The sequence below is a fragment of the Methylobacterium sp. Leaf117 genome, from assembly GCF_001422985.1.
Lineage (GTDB): Bacteria > Pseudomonadota > Alphaproteobacteria > Rhizobiales > Beijerinckiaceae > Methylobacterium.
Map to the genome: position 1 here is coordinate 1 of NZ_LMNL01000033.1, position 2,690 is coordinate 2,690.

General features: G+C 55.8%; 1 protein-coding gene. It reads right to left on the reverse strand.

The window, feature by feature from the left end; genetic code table 11:
* Positions 1-2,336, reverse strand: a 2,336-nt coding sequence (locus ASF57_RS25820; protein ID WP_200935875.1) for a PQQ-dependent sugar dehydrogenase, incomplete at its 3' end; no start/stop codon positions are given.
* Positions 2,337-2,690: the final 354 nt, after the last annotated feature.

Here is a 2,690-nt window from a genome sequence, read left to right on the forward strand (position 1 = left end):
TTGGCGAGCACTCCGTTGGCCGCCGCAACCACGAGCGCTGTGTCCTCGCTCGCGGTGAACGCATCATTGGCACCGACTGGCGCGGTATTGACGGGTCCTCCTGGATTGGAGGGAGCCTCGAAGCGGAAGTCATCTCCGGCAAGGGCGCTGCCATCATGAATGACGGTGAAGCGACCGGCAGCGGTGTCACCTTCTACGACCTGGTAGGTGTTGACGGTGCCGCTGCTACCGACCCGAACGAGAACCGCCTCGGACGTGAAGCCCTGGAGCACGATGGTGTCACCACCGACCTGACCAGCGCCACTGAAATCGCCGATGCGGTCGAGCGTTGCGTTCGGAGCCGTGGTGCCGACAAGATCGGCCTTTCGGAGCACGAACGTGTCGCTTCCCGTGCCGCCGGTCAGGCTGTCGGCTCCCAGGCCGCCGGTCAGGACGTCGTTTCCGGCAGCGCCGTTAAGGGTGTCGCTGCCGGAGCCCCCGATGATCGTGTCGTTGCCATCTTGCCCGTTGACCAGTTGCGGCCGAGTTCCGCGAGACGATAGGTCAATGACATCGTTGCCAGCCGTTCCTGCCGTGAATTGAGCGGGTTCAGCAGACGGTGGAGCTTCACGCGCCGTGATTACGAGGCGACCGATCTCGCCGGAGGAAATATCACTGTAGTATACATAACCATCGCGGCCCTGAGCAAAATGGGTCGGGGCGGTACCCGTTCCGGATTGGAAGAGAAACTTTGCGTCTGACCGATTATTCACATCGACGGTAAAAACTTCTCCGCCCGAGAAGTCGGAGAAAAACAAGTTATTCTGGAATTTCTCTGGATAAACACCACCAGAATAAACAACCTCGCTGCCTGTTATTGCCTGGACCTGGAATCCGGGATTGGCCGTACTGTGGGAGAATGCACGAAAGGCGGGCGTGACATCGATTTCACCCCGTCCGACTGCAGCATAGAAGGCCTGAGCAGAACTCGAATTGCGATAGCCCGGTGTCTGCAGCAGAAGACCACCGTCGCCTCCCTCATAATAGGGCCAGCCAAAGTTCGCTCCTGGTCCTCCCATCTCAATCATCTCATAGGAATTCCAACCAGTATTGGTGATGAATAGCCGGCCTTCCGTGTCAAAAGTAGTTGAGAATGGATTGCGCAAGCCGGTCTGGAAGACCTTTGCACGATTACTGTCGAGCGAGACACCGTCCTGAATAAAGGGATTGTCGGCTAAGCCCTGACCCGTAATGGGATCAATCCGAAGGATTTTCCCTGAGAGACTATCAAGCGCAAGAACGTCGGGTGTGCGTGGATCGGCATAGTTGAAAGAGGTACCATCACCCGTTGCGACGTAGAGCGCGCCATCAGGCCCGAAGACCAGAGATCCGCCAGCATGGGACGCCGAGTCCACCTTCATGTAATCCTGCTTGAAGCCGTTGATGACGGCAGGTGCAGGCTGTGATGGGTTGATATAGCGATCTGAAGCTGTGAGGCCCGCGAAGGCTGGATCAGTAAAATCCTGCCGGCCTTCGCCACTGATGTCATTGAGAGACTGACCATTTTTCCCAAGAATGATGACCTCGCTTCCCGGTACGACAGTCGTATATCCAGTCGCTGCGTCGGCGGTGAAGCGCAAAACTTGCGAGTAGCGGTTACCCGAGCCATCCAAACCGGCACTTCCACTTAATCCAGCGGCGTCGGAGGGATCGGCAACAATGAATGCATAGATGTATGGATTGTTTTCAAAATCTGGATGCAGAGCGATGTCCATCAAGCCCCGATCTCCGGACTCATTGACGCGATCACTCAGGTCAAGGAATGTGCTCGCCATGCCTGTAGTTACATTGGCAACACGAATGCCCCCCCCCTTCTCGGCGACATAGGCGAGAGAGGAATTAACCGGCGAAAATTCGAACTTTATCGGCTGGTTGAGGCCGCTGACTGAAGGCGACTGTCGAACATCATACTCGCTGGTGAGAGGCGGCTCCGAAGGGGGGGGCGGCGCAGGCGTCTCATCATCGAGGATGGAAATGCGCGTAGTGCGCGGAGCCCAGAGGGTTGCACCCTCGGCACTGATTAATGAAAGGGCGAAAACCTCAGTGTCTTCGCCAATCAGGTCGTCATGAAGGGCTATTGAAATCGTTGCTTCTTCCGCACCAGCTGGAATGACAACGGTTCCGAAGCCGTCGGCGAAGTCCTCACCCGCTGTAGCGGTGTCGCCGGTGACGCCGTAGGTGATTGTCACCGCATCAGTGAGCGATCCGGTTCGGACGACGCGTGCCGTTACAGAGTTTGATAACTCGCTGACGCTGATTTCCGTAGCTGCGAACGAAACTTGGCTGTTTTGAGTCACAGGAAGCCTTTTATTTTTAAAATTTAATCTTCCAAATTTATAGCGCGGGCCGCGTACTATCTGGATGACAAATCTGTAGTATGGCTGGGCAGCAGAACCGAATTTATCAGTGCGTAGACCGTACGAAATTAGAAACGGTCACGCATATTCTGCCTAGTCTTGTAGCAGCTGATGGACTTCCACCAGCTTCATGAGCGTCATCTGCTTGGCCGCAGCCCTCGACTAGCTTGAGCCATGACACGCTTCAGACTGCATTAAAGATGGAAATCGGTTGCTGTCAGAGTGACGGCCTTTGAGAGTTGGATTTGGAACTCAGCGCCGTCGGTTCCCGAGACATTGCCTTCGATGATGGTC